The following is a 26075-nucleotide window of genomic DNA, read 5'->3' on the forward strand; positions in this document are numbered from 1 at the left end:
TTGACGCGGTGTCGCGGCGGTGGGCGCGGCAGCGGCATGGCACGGAGGAGCGAAAGCCAGGAAAATCGGCAGGGCGGCGGGACGTCGATCGCAACGGGAGGCAGCGGTGAAGACACCGGCACTGGGACCGGCCGAGCGCGGCGAGGCGCTGGCTCGGATGGCGGACCGTGAGCTCGATGTGCTGGTCGTGGGCGGCGGGGTGGTCGGCGCGGGCACCGCGCTGGACGCCGCCACGCGCGGCCTGGAGACCGCTCTGGTCGAGTCACGGGACTGGGCCTGCGGGACCTCCAGCAGGTCCAGCAAGCTGATCCACGGCGGACTGCGCTATCTGGAGATGCTCGACTTCGCACTGGTGCGCGAGGCGCTGAAGGAGCGCGGGCTGCTGCTGGAGCGGATCGCACCGCACCTGGTCAAACCGGTGCCGTTCCTGTATCCGCTGCAACACCGGGCCTGGGAGCGGCTCTACGCGGGATCGGGCGTCGCGCTCTACGACGCCATGTCGATCTCCTCCGGGCACGGCCGCGGGCTGCCCGCCCACCGCCATCTGTCCCGTCGGCGGGCGCTGCAGGTCGCACCCTGCCTCAAGAAGGACGCGCTGGTCGGGGCGCTGCAGTACTACGACGCCCAGATGGACGACGCGCGCTATGTCGCCACGCTCGTGCGCACCGCGGCGAAATACGGCGCGCAGGTGGCCAACCGCGCGCGGGTGGTCGGCTTCCTGCGGGAGGGCGAGCGCGTGGTCGGCGCCCGGGTGCACGACCTGGAGCAGGGGGGTGAGTTCGAGGTCCGCGCCCGGCAGGTGGTCAACGCCACGGGGGTGTGGACGGACGAGACGCAGGCGCTGATCGGGGAGCGCGGCCAGTTCCATGTCCGGGCTTCCAAGGGCATCCACCTGGTCGTCCCCAAGGACCGCATCCACTCCACGACCGGGCTGATCCTGCGCACCGAGAAGAGCGTGCTGTTCGTGATCCCCTGGGGCAGGCACTGGATCGTCGGCACCACGGACACCGACTGGGACCTGGACAAGGCCCATCCGGCCGCCTCCAGCGCCGATATCGACTATCTGCTGGAGCATGTCAACGAGGTCCTCGCGGTGCCGCTGACCCGCGACGACGTGGAGGGCGTCTACGCCGGGCTGCGCCCGCTGCTGGCCGGGGAGTCGGACGCCACCAGCAAGCTCTCGCGCGAGCACACGGTGGCCCATCCGGTGCCGGGCCTGGTGGTGGTCGCGGGCGGCAAATACACCACGTACCGGGTGATGGCCAAGGACGCCGTGGACGAGGCGGTGCACGGCCTCGACCGCCGGGTCGGGCCCTGCGTCACCGAGGAGATCCCGCTGGTCGGCGCCGTCGGCTACAAGGCGCTGTGGAACGCCCGGGAGCGGATCGGCCGGCAGGTCGGGCTGCATGTGGCGCGGATCGAGCATCTGCTCAACCGCTACGGCTCGGCGGCGCAGGAGGTGCTGGACCTGATCGCGGCCGACCCGTCGCTGGGGAAGCCGCTCGCCGGGGCGGAGGACTATCTGCGCGCCGAGATCGTCTACGGCGTCTCGCACGAGGGGGCCCGCCATCTGGACGACGTCCTCACCCGCCGCACCCGCATCTCGATCGAGACCTTCGACCGCGGTACGCGCTGCGCCCGCGAGGCGGCCGAGCTGATGGCGCCCGTGCTGGGCTGGGGCGAGGACCAGACCGACCGGGAGGTCCAGCACTACGAGAAGCGGGTGGAGGCCGAGCGCGAGTCCCAGCGGCAGCCGGACGATCTGACGGCGGACGCGGCGAGGCTGGGCGCGCCGGACATCATTCCGCTGTAGGAGGTGCGTGATCTCGCTGTGGGAGGTCGGTGTCTTACCGGCGAGGGCAGAACTCGGCCTCGAGGAGAGACGTTTCGGCGGTCAGCCCGGAACGGGCCGTGCTGTTGAGCCGGTAGGCGAGGGTGTGGCGGCCGTCGGAGGTGGCCACGGCCAGTGCGTAGGAGCCGTTGATCTCGCCGTTGTGGCCCCACAGCGTCACCCCGCACGGCAGCCGTACCGGGAAAAGACCCATGCCGTACTGGCCGTCGGAGGCGGAGGTGTTCCGCATCTGCCGCAGCTCGGCCCGGGGCACGACCGTGCCGCGCAGCAGCCCGGACAGGAGGCGGCTCAGATCGTCGAGCGTGGAGACCAGTTCCCCCGCGGCCCCCGCGAAGGAGGGGTTGAGGTCGGTGACATCGCGGCGGGCGCCGTCGCTCCGGGCCCCGCTGTCCCGGGCCCCGCTGTCCCGCGTGTACGCGCGGCCGTGCGGGGCCGGGAGGGCGGTGCGGGTGCCGGGGAAGGAGGTGTCGTGCAGGCGCAGCGGGCCGAGCACCTCGCGCCGGGCCTCGGCCGCGTAGGAGCGGCCGGTGACCCGCCGGACGACCATGCCCAGCAGGACGTAGTTGGTGTTGGCATAGCGCCATTTGGCCCCGGGGGCGAAGTACGGGCGGTGGGTGAGGGCCGTCCGCACCAGGGAGGCGGGGGTGCGGGTGCGGTCGGCCGCGGTGGAGAGCTGACGCGCCAGTACCGGGTCCTCGGTGTAGTCGAACAGCCCGCTGGTGTGGTTCAGAAGCTGACGAATCGTGATGTTCCGGCCGTCGTTGCCGTGGCCGCGCACCAGTCCCGGAAGGTGCTTCTCCACCGTGTCGTCCAGGCCGAGCCGCCCCTGTGCGGCCAGCCGCAGGGTCAACGCCGCGATGACGGTCTTGGTGAGGCTGCCCGCTCGGAAGTGGTCACTCCGGTGGATCCGGCGCCCGGTGCGGACGTCCGCGACCCCCGACGCGATGAACCGCGTGCCCCCGCCCTCCCGGCGGATGAGCACCCCCGCCCCCGGCGCGTCGGCCTGCGCCGCCAAGCGTCGTACGGCGGTGCGCACGGCGCCGCCATGACCACCGCCCGCGCCCGCATTCGCCCGCGGGTCCCCGTCCCGGCCCGTTTCCGTGGCCGCCGTTCCGCAGCCGGACAGGGCGAGTCCGAGGGCGGCCGTAAGCGCCACAGCGGTCGGCATACGGCTCCGCCTGTGCCATCGTATGGCGGAGATGGGCATGACACGGACCTCCGTTTCCTGCGTACCTCCAGATGGTCGCAGGTACCGCGGTGGCCGCCACGCCGCGCCCCGGACCCCGGGCGGTTCCGGGTCCGCGGATGAGAGACAATGGACGCTCTCCCAGGGTGGGTTCAGGGTGGGTAGATTCGCAGAGGGGTCGCATGTCGGAGGCTGAGAAGACGCAGGGTTCGACTGGGCGCCTCCTCGCCGGGCGGTACCGGCTCGGAGAGATCCTCGGTCAGGGCGGCATGGGCACGGTCTGGCGTGCGAGTGACCAGACCCTCGGCCGTACGGTCGCGGTCAAGGAGCTGCGCTTCCCGTCCAGCGTGGAGGAGGACGAGAAGAGACGGCTCATCACCCGCACGCTGCGCGAGGCGAAGGCGATCGCCCGGATCCGCAGCAACGGCGCCGTCACCGTCTATGACGTGGTCGACGAGGACGACCGCCCGTGGATCGTCATGGAGCTCATCGAGGGGCGTTCGCTCGCCGATGTCGTCCGCGACGACGGCCCGCTGACCCCGCGGCGCGCCGCCGAGGTCGGGCTCGCCGTCCTCGATGTGCTGCGCGCCGCCCACCAGGCGGGCATCCTGCACCGCGATGTGAAGCCCTCCAACGTGCTGATCTCGGACGACGGCCGGGTCGTCCTCACCGACTTCGGCATCGCCCAGGTCGAGGGCGACCCGTCGGTGACCTCGACCGGCATGCTCGTCGGCGCGCCCTCCTACATCTCCCCGGAGCGGGCCCGCGGCCAGAAGCCCGGCCCGCCGGCCGACCTGTGGTCGCTGGGCGGGCTGCTGTACGCGGCGGTGGAGGGTGTGCCGCCGTACGACAAGAGCACGGCCATAGCGACATTGACCGCCGTGATGACCGAGCCGGTGGAGCCGCCGAAGAACGCGGGCCCGCTGGAGGAGGTCATCTACGGCCTGCTCACCAAGGACCCGGCCCTGCGGCTCGACGACGCCGGGGCGCGGGCGCTGCTGGAACACGCGGTGAGCGCCCCCGAGGAGACCAAGGTCCCCGCCGACGCCACCCGCACGATGAGCCTGCCGCCCGCCCCGTCGGCGGAGGACGAGGCCGCCGCCGAGGCCAAGAAGTCGGTCGTCTCGGAGCGCAGGCGCGGTGCGCTGAAGTCCGTGCGCAACGCGGCGGCCGCGGCGGCCACGAAGAAGGCGGACACCGGGAGCGCGGCGGAGCCGGCGGAGAAGTCCGGGGCCTCCGGGGCCGCGAAGGCCGGAGCGGCGAAGTCCGGCGCGGCGGCGAAGGCCGAGCCGGCCGCCGCGACGCCCGCGGGCGCGCCCGCCCCCCGGCCCGCCGCACCGCAGCGCGCCTCGATCACCGATGTGGTCCCCAGGCGCACGCTGATCATCATCGCGGTGGTCGTGGTGCTCGCCATCGTGGGCACCGTGCTCGCCGTCGTCCTGAGCGACGGCGGGGACGGTGGCGACAAGGCCAAGGGCGCCTCGGGCGGCGACAAGTCCACCTCCGCGGGGGCCTCGGGCGGCGCCAAGGACGACCAGGGCGCCGACAAGGCCGGCCAGTCGGAGGGCGAGTCGCCGAAGGCGGGGAACTCCGGCGGAAAGTCGGGTTCGCAGCCGGACACGGACGCCTCCGAGAGCTCGGACGACAGCTCGGGCAAGGGCCGTGGCGGAAGCGGCGACGACAGCGGTAAGGGCAAGGGCGGCGGCGGTAAGGGCGGCCTGCCCGACGGCTACCAGACCGTGAAGTCCGCCGACTTCCCGTTCAGCATGGCCATGCCGGAGGGCTGGTCGGTCCACTCCGGAAGCTATGCCGGAAGCCGTAAGTACTACGGCGGGTCCAGCATTCCGCGTATTCAGATCGACTTCACCAACGCGCCGAGGTCGGACGCGGAGGCGGACTGGCGCAAGGGCGAGGACAACGCCCGGCGCACCATGGCCGGCTACAAGGGCCTCGGCATCAAGTCGATCGACTGGCACGGCTATCCGACCGTCGCGGACTGGGAGTTCGAGCGCGATCAGGACGGCAAGCGGGTCCGGGTGCTCAACCGCGGCTTCAAGGCGGACGGCAGCCATGGTTTCGCCATACTGATCACCTGCGAGGCGAGCAAGTGGGACGACAAGGAGTGCGCCACCCTCCGCGAGACCGCCTTTAACACCTTCAAGATTACGGACTGAACACTCCTGTCGGCGAAGCGTCGTTCGGGCACGTATTGTGAGAGGCCCTAGACTGTGCGCAGCCGCTGGAACCCGCCCAAAATCGACCACATTTGACGGTTTCACGCTGCGCTGATCGCTGATGAGGGCGGCGTTGATCGCGCGCTTGGGGAGGCGTCGTGGAGGAGTACGCGGGCCGGGTGCTGGCCGACCGCTATCGCCTGCCCCTTCCCCCCGCCGATGAGTACGAACTCATCGAGACCCGCGCCTTCGACACCTACAGCGGACAGGAAGTCCATCTGCGGCAGATACCGCTGCCGGAGGTCGTCGACGCCGAAGTCGTCGACGAGGACGCGCGGTGGGGCGGCGGCGCTGGGTCCGCGGGGCGGAACGGCACGTTCGCCGGTGCCGGGCGTACGGCCCGGGGCGGCGGTGATCCGGCCGTCCGGCGCGCCATCGCGGCGGCGACGTCCGCCGCGCAGATCCCCGACCATCCGCGACTCGGCCAGGTCTTCCATGTCTTCGCGGAGACCGGAAGCCTGTGGATCGTCAGCGAACTGGTCTCCGGCCGCCCGCTGGCCGCGCTGCTCGCCGAGGGCACGCTGTCCCCGCACCGCGCCGCCGAGGTCGCCAACGACGTCCTTACGGCGCTGGGCGCCCTGCACGCCCATGGCTGGGTCCACCGCAACATCACCGCCCGTACGGTGCTGTTGTGCGACGACGGCCGCGCGATGCTCATGGGGCTGGCGGCGGGCGCGGCGGAAGAGGCGCTGTGCGGCTACGACCCCGTTCCGGCGCCCGCGTCCTTGCCCTCGACCTCGACCGGCGACCCCGCCGTGGAGGAGCCCCGGCCGGATGAGCCCCCGGCCGCCTTGCCGCAGGGCCCGGCGGGCTCCGACGGTGAGCCGGACCGGCCCCAGGGCCAGGCCGGGCGAGGAGACGAAGGGCGCGCCGCCATCCCCGGGGCCCGAACGGGAGAGGGCGGCGAGGCGCGGCTGAACGGCGGCCCGCGCTACCGCGACCAGGGCGCCACCGGAGGTTTCCTGCCCCCGGGCGGTCCTTACGGCGGCCATGAACCGGCGGAGGCCGGTTCGCGGCCCGACGCCGAGGGCCGGGAACACAGTGGCCACGGCACGGAGACGGGCCTGCCCGAGCCACGGACGCCTTACGGCGACCACGGGGCGGCGGAGACGAGTTCGGGGCCCGGCCTCGGCGGCCCGGTGTACCGGGATCAGGTGACGTTCGGTCCGGGGACCGGCGGGCCCATGGCCCCCTACCGGGACAAGGGGGCCGCCGGCGGACTGCCCGGGCCGCGCCGGGCGGGGCAGCCGGGAAGCAGGGAGGGCGAACCGGGCGGCGCCGGTGCCGACGCGCCGAGCGCGGCCGCCCGGGCCGCGCGGGCCAGCGCCATCGCCGCCTACGCGGCGGGCGCGCGAGCCGCCGCGCGGGCCAACGTCGAGGCGGCCACCCGCTCCCCGCAGGCCCCCGAGCCCGCCCCCGCAGCCATGCCCGAGCCCGAGCCGGAGCCCGGCGGCGCCCAATGGCCCGGTCAGCCAAACCGTGCGGAGAGCGCCCAGCCGGCCGCCTCCGAAAGCGGCGGCTCCTGGGACACCGGCGGAGCCGCCGCCGGCGGCCCCGCCACCGCGCTCGCCGCCGAACGGGCCCGCCAGGCCCGCATCGTCGTGGTCGGCGCCGTCACCGAGCGGTGGGCACCCGAGCAGGCCGGACCGGTCCATGAGAACTGGCGGCTGGCGCCCCCGGTCGGCCCCGCCGCCGATCTCTGGGCGCTCGGCGCGCTGCTGTTCCGCGCGGTGCAGGGCCATGCCCCGTACCCGGAGGAGAGCGCCGCCGAGCTGGTGCAGATGGTCTGCGGGGAGGCGCCCGCGTACGCGGAGGAATGCGGTCCGCTGCGCCCCGTCGTCGAGTCGCTGATGCGCCAGGACCCCACCGAGCGCCCGGACTTCGAGGAGCTGCGCGGCTGGCTGCGGTCCCTGATCCGGTCGGCGCCCGAGCCGGACGTCGGCAGCAGTACGGTCACGGTGCCGTCGCTCGGCGCGGGCGGGGCGTCCGACCCCCGGCGGCTGCCGATCGTCCGCCGGCGGGGCTGGCTGGTGCGCAGGGGCCGGGGCCGCCGCCCCGCGGCGGCGGCCGACGCGGCGGCCGGGCACGCCCGGCACCGGCGCGACAAGCGGGAGAAGAGGGAGGCCCGGGAGGCTCGGGCGCCCCGGGAGACTCGGGTACCTCGGACGCCCCGGGAGAAGACAGAGCCTCGGGAGGCCCGGGAGACCCGGCAGGCGTCGGCGCCCGCCCAGCGCAAGCCGCGCAGGCTGGGGCGGATGCTGTTGCTGCTGATCTTCCTGGCGCTGGCGGCGGCGGTGGTCTACGCGATGATGTTCATGCCGCGCGCCAAGGACGACGACGGCCAGGGCCGTACGGGTTCGGCCGGTACGCCGAGCGCGGCGCCGAACGACCCCGGAGACGGCGACGGCAACGAGGGGGAGGCCGGAAAGCCGGCCGATCCCGGCGACCAGGAGCCGCAGTCCACCGACCCGGCCGGGCTGGCGAAGGGCTTCGCGGTCCGCAAGGACCCCAAGGGCTTCAAGGTCGCCGTCCACGAGGACTGGACCCGCCGGGGCGAGAACGGCCGCGGCCAGATCCGCTACATCGGCGGCGACTTCGAGCTGGTGGTCGTGGCCGGACGGGACAAGATGTCCGAGTTCGGCGGCGACCCGATGGCGTACCAGCAGGACCGCGAGGCCGAACTGTCCGCCTTCCGCGGCTCCTCCTGGGCCTCGTCCTCGGGGCTGCGGCGGATCGACGTCGGCCGGACGGCGATGGCGGAGGGCTCGTTCCGCTGGCGCGACAGCAGCGGGCGGAACGTGTACGCGCGCAATCTCGCGATGCTGATCGACGGCCGCTACCACGTGGTCCTGGTCATCGGCCCGTCCGACGAGCGCAGCGCGGTCAACCGCTACTTCGAGCAGGCCACGGCCACGTACAGCACGACCAACGGCTAGGGCTCAGGAGAATCCGCCGGATCGGACCGGGCCTGGGCGCCGTCCCGCGACGACGATCCGCCGGGCCGGGCCCGGGCCTCTTCGCGTGCCGCCTGGGCGTCGTCCCGTGCCGCTGGGGCGCCGTGCTCCGCGAACCGCTCCCGCAGCCGGTACTTGAGCACCTTACGGAGCGTCTCATTGCGGGGCAGGGCGTCCACCACTTCGAGCCGCTCCGGCAGCTTGTGCACCGACAGCCCCGCCGTGCGCAGATACGACACCGCCCGGCCGAGCGTCAGCGCCCCCGCCCCCGCCGGCTGCTCCACGACGGCGCAGACCAGCTCGCCCCGGTCCGGGTCGGGCAGGCCGATCACCGCCACATCACCCACGTCCGGGTGCTGGTAGAGCAGCTGCTCGATCTCCTTGGCCGAGATGTTCTCGCCCTTACGGATGATGATGTCCTTGGCGCGGCCGGTCAGCACCAGATGGCCGCTCTCCGTGAGATGGCCGAGGTCGCCGGTAAGGAAGAAGCCGTCCGCGTCGAACGCCTTACGGGTCTCGGCGTGGTCCAGATATCCGGCGCAGACCGCCTCGCCGCGCAGCCCCACCTGTCCGTCCACCACCCGGATCTCCATCTCCCGGGGCGGCCGGCCCTCGGTGGTGGCGAGGTTCTCGTCCGTGTCGTCCGGCGCACCCATGGTGATCATGGGGACTTCGGTCATCCCGTAGCCGTGGGTGAGCGTGCAGCCCAGCTCCCGTACGACCTCGTAGTAGAGCTCGGGCGGTTTGGGCGCGCCGCCGCCCGCGAGGAGCCGCAGGGTGGGGATGAGCCTGCGCGAGGGGTCCTTGCGCTGTTCGGCCAGGAACATCGAGTAGAAGGCGGTGCTGCCGCCCGCGACCGTCACCCCGTGCCGCCGGTACGCGGGCAGCGACTCGGGAAGGGAGAAGTGCTCAAGCAGCACGGCCGGGAAGCCGTACAGCAGCAGCATCACGGTGTAGTCCGGCCCGGCGACATGGGCGTACGGGAAGGCCATGGACCCCACGTCGGCCGGGCCGGGCCGCAGCGCGTGGGCGAGGCAGGCACCGGCGGCGATGAGGCTGCGGTCGGTGTGCAGCACGCCCTTGGGGTCGGAGGTGGTGCCCGAGGTCCAGTAGATCCAGCGGACGTCCCGCCCGTCGGTGGGCGGCGGCGGCAGCCGCAGGGCCTTGGGGTCGGCCACCGGCAGGGTGTCGTACGCCTCGAAGACCAGTGGCGGTTCGGGCAGTTCGGCGGCCAGGCGCCGGGCCATCGCGGTGTGGTCGAAGCCGCGCCAGGGGCCGGGCACGGCGAAGAAGCGCGCCCCGGACTCGCGGAGCGCGAACCGCACCTCGCGGTCGCGGTAGTAGGGAATCAGCGGGGTCTGCACGGCGCCGAGGCGGGCGAGCGCCATGGTCAGCACGACCGTCTCGATCCGGGTGGGCAGCTGCCAGGCGACCCGGCTGCCGGGGCCTATCCCCATCCGGTACAGCCCGGCGGCGGTCCGCTCGGCGCGGGTGCGCAGGGCGCCGAAGGTCAGCCGCCGGTCATGGCGGGCGGAGGCGCCGGCCTGCAGCAGGGCGGGGGCGTCGGGGGTGAGCGCGGCGCGCCGTTCGAGCAGTTCCCACAGCGTCGCCGAGCTGCCGAGCTCTTGCGCGTCTTGCGCGACGTCGGTCATCCCGGCCTCCCGTGGAACGCTTCCGGAACCGTTCGAGGCGATCGCGTGCTCGTGGCGCGGGAGCTGAACCGCGCCGCGCCGACCCGACCCGGCCCGGACGATAACTGACGGACCATCAGATAGTGCTGGAAGCGTAAGGCCACGCGCCTTGTCGGTCCAGGGGGTGCGGACTAGCCTGCGGATGCCCGCCTTGCCTGACGGGCCATCAGAAAGGGAGGTCGGCCGCTGATGGATCTCGCCTTCACGGAGGACGAGGAGGACTTCCGGCACCGGCTGCGCGCCTGGCTCGCCGACACCCTGCCCATGCTGCCGGACCGCCCGCATCCGGCCGACTGGCCCGGCCGCCGCGCCTACGACTGCGGCTGGCAGCGCATGCTCCACGACGCGGGGTACGCCGGGCTGCACTGGCCCAAGGGCGCGGGCGGCCAGGGCGCGACGCCCACCCAGCATCTGATCTTCCTGGAGGAGACCGAGCGGGCCGGCGCGCCCTATGTGGGCGCGGGTTTCGTCGGACTGCTGCACGCGGGCCCCACCATCGCCGCCGAGGGCACCCCCGAGCAGCGGGCCCGCTGGCTGCCGCCGATCCTGCGCGGGGACGAGGTGTGGTGCCAGGGGTTCTCCGAACCGGACGCCGGCTCCGACCTGGCGTCGCTGCGCACCCGGGCGGTACGGGACGGCGATACGTATGTCGTCAGCGGAAGCAAGATCTGGACCTCGCACGCCGAGATCGCCGACTGGTGCGAACTATTGGTGCGCACCGTGCCGGTAAACGCCGACACGCCGAAGCACCGGGGCATCACCTGGCTTGCGATGCCGATGGACGCGCCCGGGGTGACGGTGCGGCCGCTGCGGACCCTTGCCGGGACGGCGGAGTTCGCCGAGATGTTCCTGGACGAGGTGCGGGTGCCGGTCACCCACCGGGTCGGGGAGGAGAACGACGGCTGGCGGGTGACCATGGTGACCCTCTCCTTCGAGCGCGGTACGGCCTTCGTGGGTGAAGTGGTCGCCTGCAGGCGGGTGCTGGAGGCGCTGGCCCGGACGGCGAAGGCCAACGGACGCTGGGACGACGCGGTGCTGCGGCGCCGGTTGGGGCGGCTCGCGGCGGAATGCGCGGCGCTGTGGCGGCTCACCCAGTGGAATGTGAGCGAGGCGCAGCGCACCGGCGGGGTGCCGGGCGTCGGCGGCTCGGTCTTCAAACTGCGCTTCTCACAGGTGCGGCAGGAGCTGTACGAGGCGGCCGCCGAGGTGCTGGGGCCGGACGCGCTGGACGCCGGTCAGGAGTGGGTCGCGGACCGGCTCTCGTCGCTCTCGTACACGATCGCGGCGGGGACCTCGCAGATTCAGCGGAACATCGTGGCCGAGCGGATCCTCGGCCTGCCGAAGGGACGGTGAGCGGGGCCGTGGACTTCCAGCTCACGGACGACCAGCGGGCGCTGCGGGCGGGGATGCGCGAGCTGCTGGAACGGCGCTTTCCGCGGACCCGGCTGCGGGCGGTGGTGGACGGGGACGCGGAGCGGGGTGCGGAGTTGGACCGGGCCCTGTGGCGGGAGCTGGGCGCGGCGGGTCTTTTCGCGCTGCGGGTGCCGGAGTCGGCGGGCGGGGTGGGGCTGGGGCTGCCGGAGGCGGTGCTGGCCTTCGAGGAGGCGGGCCGGGCGCTGCTGCCGGGGCCGCTGGTCGCGACGGAACTGGCGGCGGGGCTTTCGGGGGCTTTGGTGGCGGGAGCTGTTCAGGGCGAGACGGTGGTGACGGCGCTGGACGAGGAGGGTGGGCAGGCGCCGGTGGAGCATCTGGCCTCCGCCGACGCGGTGCTGGCGCTGGGGCCGACGGCGGTCGAGCTGATCCCGGCGGCGGAGGTGGCGCGTGCGGCGGAGCCGATACGGTCCGTTGACCCGGCCACCCCGCTGCACCGGACCGCCCCGCCCCGAACCCGGCAGGACCAGGCGGGGCCGAGCCGTTCGGGGATCGCCGCCCGGCTGCGCCGCGAGGCGGCGCTGCTGACCGCGGCACAACAGCTCGGCAGCGCCTCCCGAACGGTCGAACTCGCGGTGGACCACGCCAAGCGGCGCACCCAGTTCGGTCGGCCGATCGGCGCCTTCCAGGCCGTACAGCATCTGTGCGCCCAGATGCTGGTACGCGCGGAATCATCCAGAAGTGTGGTGTATGCGGCGGCGGTCACAGAAGACCCGGGTGACATCGCGGCCGCCAAGCTGCTCGCCGATGAGGCCGCTGTCCACAATGCCCGCGATTGTCTACAAGTTCATGGCGGGATGGGCTTCACCTGGGAGGCGGATGTCCATCTGCATCTCAAGCGGGCCTGGGTGCGGGCAGGTCAGTGGCAGTGCGCGGCGGCGGCGGAGGAGGAACTTGCGGCCGGGCTCGTGTCGACCGTTGAAACATGTTTGTAGCCGAGCTCGATGGATACGCCTGAATTGTTGGGATGTCGCATTCTCTGGGGAGATCCCCAGAGTGTCTGAGGTGACCGAGCGTTGATACCAGGTTGTTTCCTAGGCGTGACTCGTCACAGGGGGGAGTCGGGCCCGGGCTCGGGTACTCTCCGTGGGGTGCGAGCGCTTATGGGGTGCAAGAAGCCCGGCGTTGCCCATGGGGCGATTCCGGGCATGCCGACGCGCCCCGCTCGCACAGGGTATGCGACGCCTGAGCTTCGGTGTTCGAGTCCTCAGGACGTGTGTCGCACAGTATGCCCCACGCATACTCCTTGGCGCTGGAATATGACCGAAGCGCTTGTTGGGGTGACTGTACGTCAACCATGCTGTCGCGCAAGTCTCCCAGCGGTAGCTGGGGGAACGTCACGGTCCGTGACCTCTTGGAGGTACAAGGCGATGTGTGTGCCGGTTCGGATGGTGTGAGCAGTGCAGGTGCTTCAGGCGCAGATGGAGGTCCGGCCCGATCCGGCGGAGGTGAGCCGTGCCCGTAGGTGGGCCCGTTCGCGGCTCGTCGGATCAGGGATCGGAGCCGACGAGCCGCTCGCTGAGACGTTGATTCTGCTCATTTCCGAACTCGTCACCAACGCCGTGGTGCACACCGGCTGTCCGGCCGTGCTGCGGATGCTCTTCCCCGCCCAGTCGATGGGCGGCGGGGGCGGCGGCGGGAACGGTGGTGGTGTCGGCGGGAACGGTGGCGGTGCCGGCGGGGGCGGGGTCCCGGGGCCGTTCGTGAGCCGGGGCGCGGGTCTGGGAACGGTCCGGGTCGAGGTCGCCGATGTCAGTGACCGCGCGCCGCGCCAGCGCTGTGCCGATGAGGAGGACACTCATGGGCGCGGTCTGGAGCTGGTCGATGGTCTCGCCGACCGATGGGGCTGGCAGCCGGAGGGCTCCGGCAAGCGGATCTGGTGTGAAATCGACCGTGCGAAGGGCGAGGAGCCGCTTTCCATGAGGCGAGCGGCCTCTCATGCGCCGTCACACATGGGGCGAACCAGGCAAAGTCCAGACCAGGTGTTGACGTGACGTGTTCGGTTGATCACTCTAGGATCAGCGATTCGTCGCGAGGGGACGCCGAGGGCTGTGGTGTCTCTGTGAGCCCTGTGTTCACGGTGACGTTCCTTGGCGAGTGCGGGTCGCGCCCCCGCTGCTGAACCAGGGCTCAGCGTCGGGAGCCGGGTGGCGGTGCGCGGTGCCGTGCTCGGGGCGCGCATGAGCGCACCGCCGCCCGAGAACATCGACCCGCCGTCCCCTCCTGGGTGACGCGCGCCGTCTATTGCGCGCGTTGGAGACGCCAAGGCGTCGAGGGCGTCAAGGCGTCGGAGGGGTCGGGCGCCAGGAGAATGGGCGTCAGAGGATCGCCACGGGGGCGACGGGTGCGCCCGTGCCGCCGACGAACGGCTCGGGCGGGGCCGACAGCAGAAAGGCGTAACGCCCCTCCTCGGCGCAGGCATCGGAGAGTTCCTCCAGATTCCAGTTCTGGCCCTGGAGCATGCCCATCTCGACCAGGTCGAGGGCGTGGACCGGCATCCAGAGGTCCTCGATCTCCGGTGGGAAGACCTCGAAGGTCAAGGTGTCATTGGCGACCGCCGCCACATCGCGGGCATGGAACCACTCCGGTGTGCGCAGGGAGAGGCCCGGTGAGGGGTAGGCGTATGCCTCCTTCTCGCCCGCCAGATACCGCTGGATCTGCCCGGTGCGGACGAGGATGATATCGCCGGGGCGCACCGTCGTCCCGGCCAGTTCCTCGGCGGCGTCGAGGTCTTCGGGGGTGACCGTATGCCCCTCGGGCAGCCGCTCGGCGGCCCGGGCCCGCGCCACATCGAGGAGCACCCCGCGCGAGACGAGAGGTCCCGCCTTCTCGATACCGCTGAAGGCGGCGCGGTCATGGGGGGTGATGGAGTCGGCGGGGCGGCCGTTGTAGATCCTGCCGGAGTGCGAGACATGGGCCAGCCCGTCCCAGTGGGTACCGGCCTGGAGCCCCATCGTCACGGCGTCATCGCTGGTCGCCACGGAGCCGGGGCCGAACATCTCGAAGTTGACGGCGATCATCGTATGCAGCGGGTTGATCCGCCCGGGGATCACTCCGGTCTGGATGCCGTCCTGCCGCAGCGGCACCGCGAGCGGGATGCGACGTCCGGTCCGTATCGTCGCGGCGGCCTCCCGGATCACGGCATCGGTGATCAGGTTGAGCGTGCCGATCTCGTCGGCCGTCCCCCAGCGGCCCCAGTTGTTGACGCGCTTGGCGATCTCGTGGAACTCGGCTGGCAGCGGCATGGCGTCTCCTTCGTCGTTCCCGTCGACGTTTGTGCGCGAGGGCTTGTACTCGGGCCGCGTCTGCTCAAAAATCTAACGGACCGTCAGAAACTCCGGGAGGGATGCGACGTGGGCAACTTCTTGGACGGCAAGGTGGTCGCCGTCACCGGGGCCGGACGCGGTATCGGGCGAGCGGTGGCCCTCGCCTGCGCGGCCGAAGGGGCACGGGTCGTCGTCAACGACTACGGGGTCTCGATGGAGGGCGGCGAACCGAGCAGCGAGGTCGCCGAGGCCGTGGTCAAGGAGATCGTGGCATCGGGCGGTGAGGCGGTCGCGGTCGCCGACGACGTCTCGACCATGGCCGGTGGCCAGCGGATCGTGGACACCGCACTCGACCAGTACGGACGGCTGGACGGGGTCGTCTGCGTCGCGGGGATTCTGCGCGAGCGGATGCTCTTCAACATGTCCGAGGAGGAGTGGGACCCGGTCGTCGCCACCCATCTCAAGGGCACCTTCACGGTCTTCCGGGCGGCGTCGGCGGTGATGCGCCGCCAGCGCTCCGGCACCCTGATCGGCTTCACCAGCGGCAACCACCAGGGCAGCGTCGCCCAGGCCAACTACGCCTCCGCCAAGGGCGGGATCATCTCCCTGGTGCGCAGCGCCGCGCTGGGGCTGCACAAGTACGGCGTCACGGCGAACTGTGTCGCACCGGTCGCCCGCACCCGGATGTCCGCCAACGTGCCGATGGAGCTCAAGGAGATCGGCGAGCCGGAGGACGTGGCGGCCCTGGTCGTCTATCTGCTGAGCGAACGTGCCCGCGCGGAGCGGATCACCGGGCAGGTCTATACGATCGCGGGCCCCAAGATCGCAGTTTGGGCTCAACCTCGTGAGCTGCGCGCCGGATACACCGAGGGCGCCTGGACCCCGGACAAGATCGCCGACTTCCTCCCGGGCACGGTCGGCACCGACCCCATGCCGATGCTGGCCCAGCTGGAGGCCATGGCCCAGGCGGCCGCCACCGGCCAACGCCCCAACGCCTGACCGCGACAACAGCAGGGCTTGCAGGGAACACCGCAGCGCCGACGAGGGGAGAGGCTGTGGACTTCGCTTTCGGACCGGAGGACGAGCGGTTCCGCGCCGAGGCGCGCGACTGGCTGGCCGAGCACTTCATCGGACCGTTCGCCGCTCTCAAGCAGGAGCCCGGCGGCCATCCCGGCGAGGCGCGCGGCGATATGACCGCCCGCCGCGCCTGGGAACGCGAGCTGGGCACGGGCGGCTGGATCGGCCTGGGCTGGGACCCTACGGACGGGGCGTACGGCAACCGCGCCGCGACGCTGACCCAACAGGTCGTCTGGGCCGAGGAGTACGCCCGCGCCGGGGCGCCCGGCCGACTGGGCCATATCGGCGAGAACCTCCTCGCGCCCACCCTGCTCGCGCACGGCGACTCCGCACAGCGCGCCCGCTTTCTGCCGCCCATCGCCCGTGCTGAGGAGCTGTGGTGCCAGGGCTACAGCGAACCCGACGCGGGCTCGGACCTCGCCGGGCTGCGGACCCGCGCCGTCCGCGACCCGGGCGAGGGCACCTATCGCATCACCGGGCAGAAGATCTGGACCTCCCTCGCCCATGAAGCCGACTGGTGCTTTGTGCTGGCGCGCACCGAGGAGGGCTCACAGCGCCATCATGGACTCTCCTTTCTGCTGGTGCCGATGGACCAGCCGGGACGGATCGAGGTGCGGCCGATCCGGCAGCTGACCGGGACCGCGGAGTTCAACGAGGTGTTCTTCGACGGGGCCGTGGCCCGCGCCGAAGACCTCGTCGGCGGCGCTGGCCACGGCTGGCACGTGGCCATGAGTCTGCTCGCGGTGGAGCGCGGGGTCTCCACTCTGGTCCAGCAGATCGGCTTCGCCCAGGAGCTGAGCCGGGTGGTGCGGCTGGCGCTGGAGACCGGCGCCGCGGAGGAGCCCGTCCTGCGTGATCGGCTCATCCGGCAGTGGGCCGAGCTCAAGGCCATGCGCTGGAACGCCCTGCGCACCCTGGGCGCCGCACAGAAGCCCAACCCGAACCCCAACCCCGCCCGGGACCCCGCCCCGAACGATGCCCCGAACGATGCCCGGGACCCCGCCTCGCGGAAGGGTGCCGCCCATGACCTCCCCCCGGGGAGCGCGGACCCCCAGGCCCCCGGCCCACGGGATCCCGGCCCGCAGGACCAAGGCGCGCCCAGCGTCGCCAAGCTGCTGTGGGGCGGCTGGCATCAGCGGCTCGGCGAGCTGGCCGTGCAGGTGAGAGGCGCCGCGGCCGCACTCGGCCCGGCGCGCTGGACCGCCGGCCGGCCGTACGAACTCGACGCCTTCCAGCGTCTCTTCCTCTTCTCCCGCGCCGACACCATCTACGGCGGCTCGGACGAGATCCAGCGCACCATCATCGCCGAGCGCGTACTTCACCTCCCCAAGGAATCACGCCGATGACGAAGACCTATGCGCACTGGATCGGCGGCTCGTGGCGGGATCCCGGGAACGGGCACTACCCCGTCATCAACCCCGCCACCGAGGAGACCGTCGGCCATGCCCCCGAGGCCGACCCGGCCGATGTGGACGCCGCCGTCCGGGCCGCCCGCGCCGCGTACGACGGCTGGTCGCGCACCGCCCCCCGGGAGCGCGCCGCCGTACTCGACAGGGCCGCCGATCTGCTCGCCGAGCACACCCCGGACCTGGTGCCCCTCGTCCAGGCGGAGACCGGGGCGACGCTGCGCGTCACCTCCTCCCTCCAGGTGCCCCCGGCGATCGACCGCTTCCGCCGCTATGCGCGCGGCGCCCTCGAACCGGACACGGTGCCGCTCGCCCCGCTGCCCATGGCCGCCACCCCGCTGGCGCCCGGCGGGCTGATCGGAGCGGCAGCGGTCCGCCGTCCTCTCGGTGTTGTCGGTTGCATCACCTCCTACAACTTTCCTCTGACGAATCTCGCGGGCAAGGTCGCCCCGGCCCTGGCCATGGGCAATACGGTCGTGGCCAAACCCGCGCCGCAGGACCCGCTGTGCTGTTTGGAACTCGGCCCCCTGCTCAAGGAGGCCGGGCTCCCGGACGGTGCCTTCAATGTCGTCACCGGCTCGCGCGCGGCCGCCGGCGAGGCGCTGGTCGCGCACCCCGGTGTCGACATGGTCAGCTTCACCGGATCCACCGCAGTGGGTAAGAAGATCGCCGAATCCGCGGGGAGGTCGATGAAGCGCACCCTGATGGAACTGGGGGGCAAGGGCGCGGCCATCGTCCTGGGGGACGCCGACGAGCGAGCGATCGCGTCGGCGGTCGGGGCGGTCGGTTCGACCTTCTCCTTTCACAGCGGGCAGATCTGCACGGCGCCGACCCGTGTGCTCGTCCATCGATCGCTGTACGAGAAGGTCATCGCCGCACTCACACATTACGCAGAGTCACTGAAGATCGGGGACCCTGTGGATAACTCCACGATCGTCGGTCCGTTGATCTCCGCCGCGCAGCGCGATCGAGTCGAGGCGTATGTCTCCGGCGCCCGTGAGCAGGGCGCCCGGATCGTCGTGGGCGGCGAACGCCCCGCCCGCAAGTCCGGCTTCTACGTCGCCCCCACCCTCATCGCCGACGCCGACCCCGCGATGACCGTCGCGCGGGAGGAACTGTTCGGACCGGTCGTCGTGGCCCTGCCCTTCGACGACGAGGACGAGGCGGTGCGGATCGCCGACGCCACCCCCTACGGCCTCTACGACTACGTCTTCAGCGCCGACGCGGGCCGCGCCTGGACCCTCGCCGCCCGTCTGCGCAGCGGAAACGTCGGCATCAACACCGCCCAGCGTCACCCCGAGACGCCGTTCGGCGGATTCAAGGAAAGCGGAGTCGGCCGCGACGGCGGCTCGTTCGGCCTGCACGCGTACAGCGAACTCCAGTCGCTGGTCTGGGTCTCCTGAGGCACCGGAAGGGTGATGAGGATGAGAGGCGTCATCTTCGACGGCACGGCGCCGCGCGTGGTCGAGGACCTGGAGGTGCGCGACCCCGGCCCCGGCGAGGTGCTGGTGCGCATCGCCGCCGCGGGGCTGTGCCACAGCGATCTGTCGGTCGTCGACGGCACCATCCCCTTCCCCCTCCCCGCCGTTCTCGGCCACGAGGGCGCGGGCGTGGTCGAGGAGGTCGGGCCGGGCGTCACCCATGTCGCTCCCGGCGATCATGTGGCGCTGTCCACCCTCGCCAACTGCGGGACCTGCGCCGACTGTGCCCGGGGCCGCCCCACCATGTGCCGTGCTGCGATCGGCCGGCCGACCCGGCCCTTCCGCCGCGGCGACGAGCGGCTGTACAACTTCGCCTCGAACTCCGCCTTCGCCGAGCGCACCCTCGTCACCGCCGTCCAAGTGGTGCGGATCCCCGAGGAGATCCCGCTCGTCTCCGCCGCCCTCATCGGCTGTGCCGTCCTGACCGGCGTCGGCGCCGTGCTCAACCGCGCCAAGGTGGACCGTGGTGAGTCGGTCGTCGTCATCGGCAGCGGCGGTATCGGGCTCAATGTGCTGCAAGGGGCCCGGATCGCCGGGGCGTTCCCCGTCGTCGCCGTCGACTCCAACCCCGCCAAGGAGCCGCTGGCCCGGCGCTTCGGCGCGACCCACTTCGTCCCCTCCACCGACGCCGTACGGGAGATCCTGCCGACCGGCGCCGACCACGCCTTCGAATGCGTCGGCTCCACCCGGCTCATCCGTCAGGCCGTCGATCTGCTCGACCGGCACGGCCAGGCGGTGCTGCTCGGCGTGCCGCCCGCCGACGCCGAGGCGGCCTTCCGCGTCTCCTCCATGTACCTGGACAAGTCCATCCTGGGCTGCCGCTACGGCTCCTCACGTCCGCAAGCCGATATCGCCCTGTACGCCGACCTCTACCGGCAGGGGTTGCTGCTGCTGGACGAACTGGTCAGCAGGACCTACCCCTTGGAGGACTTCGCCAAGGCGGCCGACGACGCCCACCACGGCCGGGTGGCGCGCGCCGTGCTCACCTTCTGACGGGCTTCCGACCACTTCCGGCGGCGTCTTGACGACGGGGGCTGTTCACCCGCCTTCCGATCGCCGTTCCCCCGCTTGTGGGCGCCGCTGGTTACGTTGCCCAGGTGGAACGTTCCCGCCTGGATGGCGCAGCCGATATGGACACCCCTCTCGGCGTGGTCTTCGACCTCGGTGAGGTGCTGACGAGGCCGCGCGGCCGGTCCGGCCTGGAGGGGCGGTTGGCCGGGCTGCTCGGGGTCGAGGAATCGGCGTTCGCCGAGGCGTACTGGGCGCATCGCGACGCTTACGACCTCGGCAGCTCCGACCTCGCGTACTGGTCGGCCGTGGCGGATGCGCTCGGCGTCCCACTGCCCCCCGGCGCGGTCGACGCGCTGGTGGGAGCCGAAGTCGACATCTGGACGCGGCTCGACGACGCCTCCCGGATCCTGGTGGAAGACCTGCGGCGCCGCGGTACCCACCTCGCGCTGCTGTCGAACGCCCCCCACGCACTGGCCCGGACCGCCGAGCGCAGCGACTGGTCCGCGTACTTCGACCAGCTGATGTTCTCGGCCGACCACGGGCTCGCCAAGCCGGACCCCGCCGTCTACCAGCGGATGACCGCCCTGCTCGGCACCCGGCCGGAGCGTGTCGTCTTCTTCGATGACCGCGGTAAGAACATCGACGCGGCCAGGGAGCATGGCTGGGACGCCCATCTGTGGACCGGGGTCGCGGCCGCCCGCGCGGTCCTCGCCGACCGTGGCCTGCTGCCCCGGGGACCGACGCCGGACGGCCCCATGAGCTGTGATACTCGTAGCCGGTGACGGAGGAAAAGGCCAACAAGGCGCCCACGATCATTGATATCGCCCGGGAAGCGGGAGTGTCGAAGTCCGCGGTCTCCCGGGCCCTGCTGGGGCAGGGGCGCATCAGCGAGGAGGTCCGCTCGCGCGTCCTCGACGCCGCCCAGCGCCTCGGCTATGTCAAGAACGCCATGGCCCAGGGGCTGGTCGCGCAGCGCACGCACACCCTGGGGGTGCTCGTCCGTGACGCCGTGCGCCCCTTCTACGGGCAACTCCATGCGGCGCTCCAGGGACGCGCCATCGAAGGCGGCTACAGGGTCGTCACCGCGACCGGTGTACGGGACTTCGCCCTCGCCGAGGAGCGCCGTGCCCTGCAGACGCTCCTCTCCCTGAGGGTCGAAGGGCTCGTGGTGTGCAGCGGTCTGCTTCCGGCCCGGGACATCGCTCCCTTCGTCGAACGGGTCCCGACGGTCGTGGCCGGACGGCCGGAGCCGCATCCGGAGATCAACAGCGTCTACTGCGACGAGGAGGACGGCGCCGAGCAGCTCGTGGACCACCTGGTGTCCCTCGGACACCGCCGGGTCGCCGTGCTGCTCGTACCGGAAGGGCTGTCCCTCACTCAGTACGCCCGTACCGCCGCCATGGTGAGCGGCCTGCGCGAACGCGGTGTCGACACCGTGGTCACCGAACTGGACGACGGCCCGGAAGCCGCCGCGGAGGCGGTGCCCGCACTTCTCGAGGACCGCGGGATCACAGCGATCATGTGTCCCCAGGACGATGCCATGGTCGGTGTCCTCGAACGGCTCCGCCGAGCCGGAGTGCGGGTGCCCGACGACATATCGGTGACCGGCTTCGACGGCATCGGGCCGCTCACCACCCCACTCCTCGGACTGACCACGCTGCGCCAGCCGTTGGACGAGATCGGCCGGCGCGCCATCGACCTGCTGCTGGAGCTGCGCGCCGACCGCTCCATGTCCACGCGCCATATCCCCCTGCGCGGGGCGGTGGTGGCCGGAACCACCACCGCCGCGCCCCCACTCGCCCCCACCCGGCGCTGAATTCGGGGGTCCGCCCGCCGGAGCCGCGCCCCTGACGTCCGGAGAAACCATGTCCGTGCAAACGGCCGCCTCGTCTGTCCGCTACGGGGTCTTCCTCCGCCCCGACCCCCGCACCTGCGCCCTGCTGACCGATCTCCATCTGCTGCTCAGGCAGCAGTACGGACTGGTCTCCTGCGCCGCCTACCCGCCTCACGCCACCCTCGCGGGCAATGTGCCCACCGACGCGCCCGAGGACGAGCTGGCCGACCGGATCGGCGCGGCCCTGTCGGACACCAGCGCTTTCACGGCGTACAACACGGGCATCGAGAAGGGCGGAGGCGGCATCGGGTTCAATCTGCACGATCTGCCCGACGGCTCTCCGAACCCCGGGATCACGAACCTGCTCGACGTGGTGCGCCGGGCGATGGCGCCCGTGGCCAAGCCGATGGACCACTATCGCGCCAACCCGCTGGATCCCGGCCGCTTCCGCGCGCATCTGTCCATCGCCTCCCATGAGCTGCTGCTGCGCCCCGAACTCCGGCCGGAGATCCTCGATTTCGTGCGTGGCCTGGCTTGGGATCCGCCGCACAGCTTCACGGCCGGTACCGTCTCGCTGTTCCGCTTCCGGAGCCCGGACTGGCATGCGCAGTGGTGGCGGCACATGACCTGGGACCATGTCCGTAGCTGGCGCCTTTGGCCGACGGCAGCGGTAAACCTCGATGCCGCGTGATGTCCCCGCCCCGGCGCGCGTCGCGTCCCTGAAGACGTTCGTCGGGCCGTAACCTTTCGGCCGCCCCCAAGCCGTCGGTGCCGCATAGCTTCTCAGCCATGTGCGGGAACGTTCCACCAGTCAAGCGCGCGGGCCCTGGTCGCCCCCGGCTCGGTCCCTGGCTGACCGTGCCGACCCTGCTGTTGATCGCTGTCTTCCTCTACTGGCCCCTGGGGCGCGGCATTTGGCTGAGCACCCGGGGGACCGATCTGCTCGGCAATCCGACCCGTTCGGTCGGGTTCGACAACTACACCCAGCTGCTGACCGACCCGGCGAGCCGGCGCGTGCTGCTCACCACGCTCACCCTTACGGTCGCCAGCGTGGCCCTGGCCACGGCAGGGGCGCTGGCGGCCGTGCTGCCGCTGCGCCGCCGCATCGTCGGACGCCGTCTCTTCCAGCTCGTCTTCTCCCTTCCCTTCGCCTACTCCGCCGCCTCGGCCTCGGCCTGCTTCGCCGGGCTCTTCGCGCCCTCGGTCGGCACGCTCAACCATGTCCTGGCGAACCTGGGGTACGAGGGTCCGCCGTGGCTGCAGTCCCCGGGGTGGGCGATGCTGTGTGTGGCCCTGGCGACCGCCTGGTACGAGTTCGGGTTCGCCGTCCTGGTGCTGACGGCCGCTGTCCGGAATCTGCCCTCGGAGGTGATGGAGGCCGCGGAGCTGGACGGCGCGAGTGGGCTGCGCCTGGTGCGCAGCATGATCGTGCCGCTGATCTCGCCCAGCCTGTTCTTCCTCGCCGTCACCCAGACGATCAGCGGACTGCAGATCTTCACGCAGGTCCAGGTGCTCACCCGGGGCGGTCCCTCCGACGCGACGACCACCCTGGTCGTTGAGTTGTATCAGCGGGCCTTCGGCGGCGGGGTGCCCGACTACGGGCGGGCTTCGGCCATCGCGGTCGTCCTCCTGGCGCTCGTCCTGCTCGTCACCGCCGTGCAGTTCCTCGTGCTCAATCGCCGGGTGACCACTTCATGACCGTCACCACGACCCCCACGGCCACCGCCACCATCGCGGCCGCCCGCAGGTCGCGCCCTCCGCTGCGCGCACGTGACATGCTGCGCTGGCTGTGGCTCGTCGTCCTTACGGTCGTCGTCGGTTTCCCGGTCTACGTCACCCTGCTGACCGGGCTGCTGCCGCCGCAGGACGTGGCGCACGGAGCGCTGCTGCCCACCCGGCTGACCCTGGACAACTTCCGTGAGGCGCTGCGCAATGTGCCCTTCGGACAGCAGTACGTCGTCAGCGTGCTGGTCACGGCCCTGCAGACGGGTGGCCAGCTGCTGACCTCCTCACTGGCCGCATACGCCCTGGTGTTCCCGCGCTGGAGGGGGCGCGCGGCCGCGTTCGCCGTGATCGTCGCCACCCTGGCGATCCCCGGTGAGAGCCTGGTCATCCCGAACTACGACCTCGTCACCGGCCTCGGGCTGCGCGACTCCCTCCTCGGGATCACCCTGCCGTTCCTCGCCGCCGGCTATCCGGTCTTCCTGCTGCGGCAGGCGTTTCTCACCCTCCCCCGGGAGGTCTGGGAGGCGGCGCGGCTGGACGGCTGCGGCGATCTGCGCTGCCTCTTCCTCGTCGTCCTGCCGATGGCCAGGCCCCAGGTCACCGCGGCCACCCTGTGGAGCGCGCTTGCCGCCTGGAACGGCTACTTCTGGCCCCTGCTGATCACCGACTCCCCGGACCGGCGCACCGTCCAGGTGGGCATCTCCCAACTGGTCAACGCCGAGTCGACCAGCCCCGGCGTGATCTACGCCGGCACCACCCTCGTCCTCCTTCCCACCCTGCTGCTCGTCATCGTGGGCCAGCGCTTTCTGCTGCGTGGCCTCGCCCGCACCTCCCCGCGCTGACCTCCGCTCCCCCTCGCCTTCCCACACCCCCTTCCCGGAGGAAGATCACCATGCGCAGAAGCGCGTCCGTCCTCGCCGCCCTCGTGGCGCTGACCGCCCTCAGCGGCTGCGGCGGCAACGGTAAGAACGACACCGGCAATGCCGGCCGGGCCCCGGGCCCCGAGGCCCTCAAGGACGCCAAGGGGCCCGTCACCGTCACCCTGTGGCACGGCCTCGGCGACACCAATGCCGTCGCGCTCCAGAAGCTCGTCGACCGGTTCAACGACCAGCACCGCGGCAAGATCAAGGTCAAGGCCGTCTACCAGGGCCAATACCCCGACGTACTCGCCAAGTACACCGCCGCCATCCGCGACAAGAGCACACCGAGCCTGCTGCTCTCCTACGACATCAGCACCGGCTTCCTGCATGACGCGGGCCAGACCGTGCCCGCTCAGGACCTGGCCGAGGCCAACCCCGGCACGCTGTCCCTGGACGACATCCGGCCCGCCGCGCGCAACTACTACAGCGCCCAGGGCAAGCTGATGGCCGTCCCCTTCAACACGTCGATGCCGATGCTCTATGTGAACGACGACCTGCTGAAGAAGGCGGGGCTGCCCGCGAACACGCCCCTGAACACCCTGGACCAGGTGGTCGCCGCCGCGAAGACCGTCCACCGTGAGGTACCGAGGGTCGGGGGCCTGGTCCAGCCCTTCGACACCTGGTGGATCGAGCAGTTGACCGCCGCCGCGGGGGTGCCCTACTGCGGACCCGACAACGGCCGTAAGGGGAGCACCGCGTCCAGTGTGAAGCTCACCAGTCCGCAGCAGCGCAAGGCCATCGGCGCCGTGAGCGATCTCTACACCAGTGGTGCCGGACTGGACACGGGCGAGGACGGTTCCAACGCCGTGACCGCTTTCCAGCAGGGCAAGGTCGCGATGATGTTCAACAGCAGCGGGGCCGCCGGGAAGGTCAAGGAAGGCGCCGACTTCCGCTACCGCGCCCTGCCCTATCCGCTGTCCGGTCCGGCCGCGACCTCCGGATCCGTCGTCGGCGGCGCCGCGATGTGGGTGAACGGTCCCGGCCACAGCGCCGCCGAGCAGGCCGCCTCCTGGCAGGTGGCCGCCTTCCTGGCCTCGCCCGCGTCCCAGGAGGAGTTCAGCCGCGCGACCGGCTACGCGCCCATCAACAAGAAGGTGGACGCTCTGCCCGAGCAGAAGAAGACGCTCGCCGCCCGGCCCGATCTGAAGGCCGTCATCGACCAGTTCAACAGGACGCCCGCCACCACGGCGACGGCAGGGTGCCTCACCGGCGCGATGCCCACCGTGCGCGCCGATGTGCTCAGCCCGATCCAGTCCGCCTTCGCCGGGAAGACGCCGCTGGACGCCGCGCTGAAGAACGCCGAATCCGCCGCCAACCGCGACATCGAGCGCTACCGAGAGCAGGCAGGTCAGTGATGCGAGAGAACCCCCACCGCTACGGAGTCTTCCTCCGCCCCGACCCGCGCACCTGCGCGGTGCTCGCCCGGCTGCATCTGCTCATGAAGCAGCAGTACGGCCTTGTCTCGTGCGCCGCGTTCCCACCCCACGCGACCCTCGCGGGCAATGTGCACGCCACGGTCACCGAGGAGGAGCTGATCGCGGTGCTGGATCCGCTGCTGTCCCAGGCCACGGCGTTCACCACGTACAACTCCGGCATCGAACGGCACGGCAAGGGGTTCGCGTACAACGTGCACCATCTGCCGGACGGGACGCCCAACCCCGAGATGGTCGACCTGGTGCTCTCGGTGAACACCGCGCTGGCGCCGGTGTCGACCATTCAGCCGGACTTTCTCTTCAAACCTTTCGACCCGGCGGAATTCCGGGCGCATCTGTCCGTGGCCTCCCATGAACTGACCCTGCGGCCCGACCTCTATGAGGAGATCGGGGAGTTCCTGGACACTCTCGACGCGGATCCGCCCAAGCGGTTCACCGCCGACACCATCTCGCTGTTCCGTTTCCACAGCGACGACTGGAACGCACAGTGGTGGCGGGACATGACCTGGGTGCACGTCCGCAGTTGGCGGCTCGGGGGCGCGGAAGCGGCCGTGACGGGCTGAGCGGCCCAGGC

At 71.7% G+C, this 26075-nt stretch carries 20 protein-coding genes; 17 read left to right on the forward strand and 3 right to left on the reverse strand.

The window, feature by feature from the left end; translation table 11 throughout:
* The first annotated feature begins 106 nt into the window (after positions 1 to 106).
* Complete coding sequence (locus tag J5X86_RS06420; protein WP_208515801.1) at positions 107 to 1813, forward strand: glycerol-3-phosphate dehydrogenase/oxidase; 1707 nt, start codon at positions 107 to 109, stop codon at positions 1811 to 1813.
* Positions 1814 to 1847: 34 nt separating this feature from the next.
* Here the strand turns inward: J5X86_RS06420 and J5X86_RS06425 are convergent, their stop codons facing one another.
* Positions 1848 to 3020 carry a serine hydrolase gene (locus J5X86_RS06425; RefSeq protein WP_243979621.1) on the reverse strand — a complete coding sequence of 391 codons (1173 nt, stop codon included), beginning with the start codon at positions 3018 to 3020 and terminating at the stop codon, positions 1848 to 1850.
* A gap of 200 nt (positions 3021 to 3220) precedes the next feature.
* Here J5X86_RS06425 and J5X86_RS06430 point away from each other — a divergent pair, with 200 nt between their 5' ends.
* Both J5X86_RS06430 and J5X86_RS06435 read left to right on the forward strand, forming a co-directional pair.
* Positions 3221 to 5212, forward strand: a complete 1992-nt coding sequence (locus tag J5X86_RS06430) for a serine/threonine-protein kinase (RefSeq protein ID WP_208515803.1) — start codon at positions 3221 to 3223, stop codon at positions 5210 to 5212.
* A 158-nt stretch (positions 5213 to 5370) separates the two neighbouring features.
* Positions 5371 to 8208: a protein kinase gene (locus tag J5X86_RS06435; protein ID WP_208515804.1), complete on the forward strand. Its 2838-nt coding sequence runs from the start codon at positions 5371 to 5373 to the stop codon at positions 8206 to 8208.
* Here the strand turns inward: J5X86_RS06435 and J5X86_RS06440 are convergent.
* Positions 8205 to 9878 carry an AMP-binding protein gene (locus J5X86_RS06440; RefSeq protein WP_208515805.1) on the reverse strand — a complete coding sequence of 558 codons (1674 nt, stop codon included), beginning with the start codon at positions 9876 to 9878 and terminating at the stop codon, positions 8205 to 8207. The genes J5X86_RS06435 and J5X86_RS06440 overlap by 4 nt on opposite strands.
* Before the next feature lie 228 nt (positions 9879 to 10106).
* Between J5X86_RS06440 and J5X86_RS06445 the strand changes: the two genes are divergently transcribed.
* The 3 genes from J5X86_RS06445 (at position 10107) to J5X86_RS50435 (ending at position 13342) form a co-directional block, all read left to right on the forward strand.
* Entirely contained in the window at positions 10107 to 11270 is a 1164-nt protein-coding gene (locus tag J5X86_RS06445; RefSeq protein WP_208515806.1) for an acyl-CoA dehydrogenase family protein, read from the forward strand.
* An 8-nt stretch (positions 11271 to 11278) separates the two neighbouring features.
* A complete protein-coding gene (locus tag J5X86_RS06450; protein ID WP_208516121.1) occupies positions 11279 to 12283 on the forward strand; it encodes an acyl-CoA dehydrogenase family protein in 1005 nt (334 codons plus the stop codon).
* A 465-nt stretch (positions 12284 to 12748) separates the two neighbouring features.
* On the forward strand, positions 12749 to 13342 hold the full coding sequence (locus tag J5X86_RS50435; protein WP_308124453.1) for an ATP-binding protein: 594 nt from the start codon (positions 12749 to 12751) through the stop codon (positions 13340 to 13342).
* Between the two features lie 324 nt (positions 13343 to 13666).
* Here J5X86_RS50435 and J5X86_RS06460 read toward each other — a convergent pair whose 3' ends face one another.
* Complete coding sequence (locus J5X86_RS06460; RefSeq protein WP_208515808.1) at positions 13667 to 14593, reverse strand: cyclase family protein; 927 nt, start codon at positions 14591 to 14593, stop codon at positions 13667 to 13669.
* A 108-nt stretch (positions 14594 to 14701) separates the two neighbouring features.
* On the opposite strand from J5X86_RS06460, the gene J5X86_RS06465 reads away from it, so the two are divergent.
* From J5X86_RS06465 to J5X86_RS06515, 11 genes are all read left to right on the forward strand, one after another.
* Positions 14702 to 15613: an SDR family oxidoreductase gene (locus J5X86_RS06465; protein ID WP_208515809.1), complete on the forward strand. Its 912-nt coding sequence runs from the start codon at positions 14702 to 14704 to the stop codon at positions 15611 to 15613.
* A 56-nt stretch (positions 15614 to 15669) separates the two neighbouring features.
* The gene (locus J5X86_RS06470) at positions 15670 to 17037 is read left to right on the forward strand and encodes an acyl-CoA dehydrogenase family protein (RefSeq protein WP_208515810.1); all 1368 of its coding nucleotides are present in this window, start codon (positions 15670 to 15672) and stop codon (positions 17035 to 17037) included.
* The gene (locus J5X86_RS06475) at positions 17034 to 18500 is read left to right on the forward strand and encodes an aldehyde dehydrogenase (RefSeq protein ID WP_208515811.1); all 1467 of its coding nucleotides are present in this window, start codon (positions 17034 to 17036) and stop codon (positions 18498 to 18500) included. Before J5X86_RS06470 ends, J5X86_RS06475 begins: the two co-directional genes overlap by 4 nt.
* A 21-nt stretch (positions 18501 to 18521) precedes the next feature.
* Positions 18522 to 19571 (forward strand): Zn-dependent alcohol dehydrogenase, encoded by a 1050-nt coding sequence (locus J5X86_RS06480; RefSeq protein WP_078647588.1) that lies wholly within the window; start codon positions 18522 to 18524, stop codon positions 19569 to 19571.
* Positions 19572 to 19675: 104 nt separating this feature from the next.
* Entirely contained in the window at positions 19676 to 20371 is a 696-nt protein-coding gene (locus J5X86_RS06485; protein WP_208515812.1) for an HAD family phosphatase, read from the forward strand.
* Positions 20368 to 21405 (forward strand): LacI family DNA-binding transcriptional regulator, encoded by a 1038-nt coding sequence (locus J5X86_RS06490; RefSeq protein WP_208515813.1) that lies wholly within the window; start codon positions 20368 to 20370, stop codon positions 21403 to 21405. Before J5X86_RS06485 ends, J5X86_RS06490 begins: the two co-directional genes overlap by 4 nt.
* 49 nt (positions 21406 to 21454) lie before the next feature.
* On the forward strand, positions 21455 to 22114 hold the full coding sequence (locus J5X86_RS06495; RefSeq protein WP_208515814.1) for a 2'-5' RNA ligase family protein: 660 nt from the start codon (positions 21455 to 21457) through the stop codon (positions 22112 to 22114).
* A 167-nt stretch (positions 22115 to 22281) separates the two neighbouring features.
* Positions 22282 to 23121 carry a carbohydrate ABC transporter permease gene (locus J5X86_RS06500; protein ID WP_208515815.1) on the forward strand — a complete coding sequence of 280 codons (840 nt, stop codon included), beginning with the start codon at positions 22282 to 22284 and terminating at the stop codon, positions 23119 to 23121.
* Entirely contained in the window at positions 23118 to 23990 is an 873-nt protein-coding gene (locus tag J5X86_RS06505) for a carbohydrate ABC transporter permease (protein WP_208515816.1), read from the forward strand. The genes J5X86_RS06500 and J5X86_RS06505 overlap by 4 nt, the downstream gene beginning before the upstream one ends.
* Positions 23991 to 24040: 50 nt before the next feature.
* Positions 24041 to 25423 carry an ABC transporter substrate-binding protein gene (locus J5X86_RS06510; protein WP_208515817.1) on the forward strand — a complete coding sequence of 461 codons (1383 nt, stop codon included), beginning with the start codon at positions 24041 to 24043 and terminating at the stop codon, positions 25421 to 25423.
* Complete coding sequence (locus tag J5X86_RS06515) at positions 25423 to 26064, forward strand: 2'-5' RNA ligase family protein (protein WP_208515818.1); 642 nt, start codon at positions 25423 to 25425, stop codon at positions 26062 to 26064. Before J5X86_RS06510 ends, J5X86_RS06515 begins: the two co-directional genes overlap by 1 nt.
* Positions 26065 to 26075 lie beyond the last annotated feature (11 nt).

This window comes from Streptomyces sp. NEAU-YJ-81 (assembly GCF_017592595.1).
In the GTDB taxonomy this organism is placed as follows: Bacteria; Actinomycetota; Actinomycetes; order Streptomycetales; family Streptomycetaceae; genus Streptomyces; species Streptomyces hygroscopicus_B.